General features: G+C 47.4%; 3 protein-coding genes and 1 pseudogene. 2 read left to right on the top strand and 2 right to left on the bottom strand.

The features are described from left to right. Positions 1-85: 85 nt before the first annotated feature. The gene (locus tag ABF463_RS14300; protein ID WP_415534682.1) at positions 86-421 is read right to left on the bottom strand and encodes a hypothetical protein; all 336 of its coding nucleotides are present in this window, start codon (positions 419-421) and stop codon (positions 86-88) included. Between the two features lie 32 nt (positions 422-453). Next, positions 454-687 carry a hypothetical protein gene (locus ABF463_RS14295; RefSeq protein ID WP_415534680.1) on the bottom strand — a complete coding sequence of 78 codons (234 nt, stop codon included), beginning with the start codon at positions 685-687 and terminating at the stop codon, positions 454-456. Positions 688-836: 149 nt separating this feature from the next. Between ABF463_RS14295 and ABF463_RS14290 the strand changes: the two are divergent. Both ABF463_RS14290 and ABF463_RS14285 read left to right on the top strand, forming a co-directional pair. Continuing rightward, positions 837-2,355 (top strand): annotated as a pseudogene (locus ABF463_RS14290) (DUF4368 domain-containing protein); the annotation flags it as partial. 128 nt (positions 2,356-2,483) lie between these two features. Then, positions 2,484-3,095, top strand: coding sequence for an RNA polymerase sigma factor (locus ABF463_RS14285; protein ID WP_415534678.1), 612 nt, complete (start codon positions 2,484-2,486; stop codon positions 3,093-3,095). The last annotated feature ends 129 nt before the right edge of the window (positions 3,096-3,224 follow it).

Genomic DNA, 3,224 nt, shown 5'->3' with positions numbered 1-3,224 from the left:
GCTCGGAGATGTGTATTAGTGACAGATGTTTTGTAATTTTTTTGTTTATAAAGGGTTTATTGTCGAATCCGACACGAATAGCAAATTAGAAGATATCTATCGTGTTGACAATCCCCAAAAGAAGTTCATTCGTTCGCATCTCGTAATCTTTTGAGAGCCTGCGGGTATGGTTCATCCAACCGAAAGTGTGTTCAACCCACCAACGTTTCGAAAGGATCCGCCATTCATTTGGCTTAATTCCTTCAGAAATATCAACTTTTAGACCAAGCTCAGATGCAGCGGTGACAAACGTTCTGCGGTTTTCCACATCGGCACATACACCTTTGAGGATTGAATAGCCGGAAGTATCCCGCATAATTATACTTGAACTTGGGATATCGTCTTTCTGTGAGCTGCGCCGTCGTGGCGCTGTTTCCATCAATGGCCGATCCGGTGGAGAAAGAAAGTGAAACGCTAGACGTGACGCTCTCGCTGATTTCGTGCCCGGACTTCATTATCCACATGCCGCTTGTCACACTCCGTTGTTTCCCAAAACACATCGGCAAACGAAAGGGCGGATGTGCTGGCGAGAATAGCCAACCGGTTTGTTTGAATTGGCCATTTCGGTTCGGTGTGGGCGGTTTCCGATTTGTGCATTTTCTTTTCTTCCATAAATTTCGCGGTGGACACGAAAAAAAGGCGCTCCATCGCTGGAACGCCCTTAAAAAACAGACAATCTTCAATTTTTAAGTTTCTTGTCGCTTTGGGAACGATTACAGCTACGAGCCACCTCGCCGCGAACCCGTATGAATACTGGGTTTGTACGTGTTTCCCAATACTTTCCCCAACAACACATGTTCAACGAATTTTTCGTGAGGGATACCAGCCGGAAAATCAAATCTGTGTTCAAGGCCAAGGGCATGACCGGCAAGCACCTGACCGGCACGGTTATCTACGGGTACTTATGGGCGGACGAAAAACGGGAAAGCTGGATTGTGGACGAGGAAGCCGCCGCTGTAGTGCGCCGCATTTTTGCCATGACGATGGACGGCCACGGCCCATATCAGATCGCTCAGCAGTTAACCGCCGACGGGGTGGAAATTCCTGCCGTCCATTTGGCGCAGCACGGCGAGGGCGTGAACCAAAACAAGACGTTCAAGAATATTTACGGCTGGGGGTTCCTCCACCATCGTGAATATTCTCAAAAAGCGAGAGTATCTCGGTCACACGGTCAACTTCAAGACTCGTAAGCATTTCAAGGACAAGAAAAGCCATTATGTCGATGAAAACCAATGGGCAATTTTCAAGAACACCCACGAGGCCATCATCGACCAAGCAACCTATGATAACGTGCAGCGCATCCGGGGCAATGTCCGGCGCTACCCGGACGGCTGGGGCGAGGCGCACCCGCTTACCGGCCTGATGTATTGTGCCGACTGCGGCGGCAAGATGTACGTTCACCGCACCAACAATGGCAAACGCATCCCGCAGTACACCTGCTCCCAATACAGCAAAACCCCGGTTGGGACGCTCTGCCCCACCCAGCACCGCATCAACGCCGATGTGGTGCTGACATTGGTCGCCGATACGCTCCGCGCCATCGCGGCGTATTCCAAGAATGACCGGGTCGAATTTGTCCAGACGGTAAAGGACGCTCAGATTTCCCAACAGTCCAACGGCATTGCACAGAAAAAGAAGCGGTTGGCAGAGGCTAAGAAGCGTTCGGAAGAGTTGGAAAAACTGTTGTGCCAGATTTATGAGGACAAAATTCTCGGCAAACTGCCGGAAGCGCGTTTCGCCACCCTCGATGCGCGGTACGCCGATGAGCAGGACGAGCTTTCCGGTGAGATCGAAGAATTGGAACAGGCCGTTTCCGGTTATGAGCACAAGCAGCAGTCCACAGAAAAATTTATCGCCCTAATTGACAAGTATGAAAACTTCGACACCCTGACCACCACCATGCTCAATGAGTTCGTGGAAAAAATCGTTGTCCACGAGCGCGCTCGCAAGGGCAGCCGGGACACCACGCAGGAGGTGGAAATCTATTTCAATTTCGTGGGCAAATATGTGCCGCCCCACTTTGGAAAAGCCCGCTTGGCCCCGGAGGAACAAGAGGCCCTTTGTAAAAAGGAGAAACTTCGGGACAGGCTGCACCGGAATTACCTGCGCCGCAAGGCCAACGGCAAACAGAAACAGTATGAAGATAGGGTTAAGGCGAATAAGCGGCAGAAAATAGAGGCTGAAAAAGCGGCTCTGCACGCCGAGGACATGGCAAATGGCGTATTTATCCCCGCTGACAGTTTGCCGAAGGCGAAGCCGCGGGAAATCGCTCTAAAAGGCATGGCATCAGCCACCATAAGTACTCATGGCCAATAGGAAAGCAATAATAGTTCAGCCGATAGACAGCCGTTGTACAGTCTGTCTGATTGTAATAAAATGGTGTTCGGTGGATACGCGGATGGCAGCCATGCTAAATTCCTAAGCATGAAAAGCATGAAATTTTTTTGTGGGTTAAAACCTTTTGGAAAGTCATTCTGTTATATATAGTGAAGGGCGGTGATGATTTGCCCACAGATTCCGAATTGGTCAAGGAAATCCTTGATGGAAGTCAATCTGCGATGGAAGTGCTGATACGACGCCATTATAAGTCGGTTTTTGCTTTCATCTACCGGCACCTTGGCGACTATCATACTTCTTATGATCTCACCCAAGAAGTGTTCATCAAAGTAATGAAATCGTTGAAGTATTATCGAGAAAGTAATCAATTTGAACATTGGATTATAAAAATCGCGATAAATTGCTGTCGAAACTACTATAGCAGTCGAGAATACGCCGACAAAAATTCATTGCTCTCTTATAGCGAAATAGTAGAAGAGGACAATATCACCAATATCTTTGAACAATCGTTAAATCAGCAAGAAATCAAAAAAGCGCTATCATTGCTTTCCAAAGATCAAAGGGATGTTGTAATTTTATTTTACTATTCGGGATACAAAATAAGAGAAATCTCTAAAATAATCGGAAGCAACGACGCCACAATTAAATCACGATTACATCAGGCGTTAAAAAAGCTCAAAAAAATATTTGCGGGAGGTGACTATTTTGCAGAACAATAATAATAAAGCGCCTTTCGATCAAATTGGGAAGTGTTTATCATCGTACCAGATTCCTTATCCCTCAGAAGATGAAATCGCGGATACAGTCGAGACTTTGCGGCAATATGTTCCTTCAAAACGAACACTACT

It is taken from the genome of Ethanoligenens sp. (genome assembly GCF_047718355.1).
Taxonomy (GTDB): domain Bacteria; phylum Bacillota; class Clostridia; order Oscillospirales; family Ethanoligenentaceae; genus Ethanoligenens.
The sequence above is the reverse complement of the archived record's forward strand: the minus strand, read 5'-3'. Positions and strand labels throughout refer to the sequence as shown.

Excerpts from the sequence above, each read along its gene's own strand:
- ABF463_RS14295 (WP_415534680.1), bottom strand. The coding sequence starts at position 687 with ATGGAGCGCCTTTTTTTCGTGTCCACCGCGAAATTTATGGAAGAAAAG.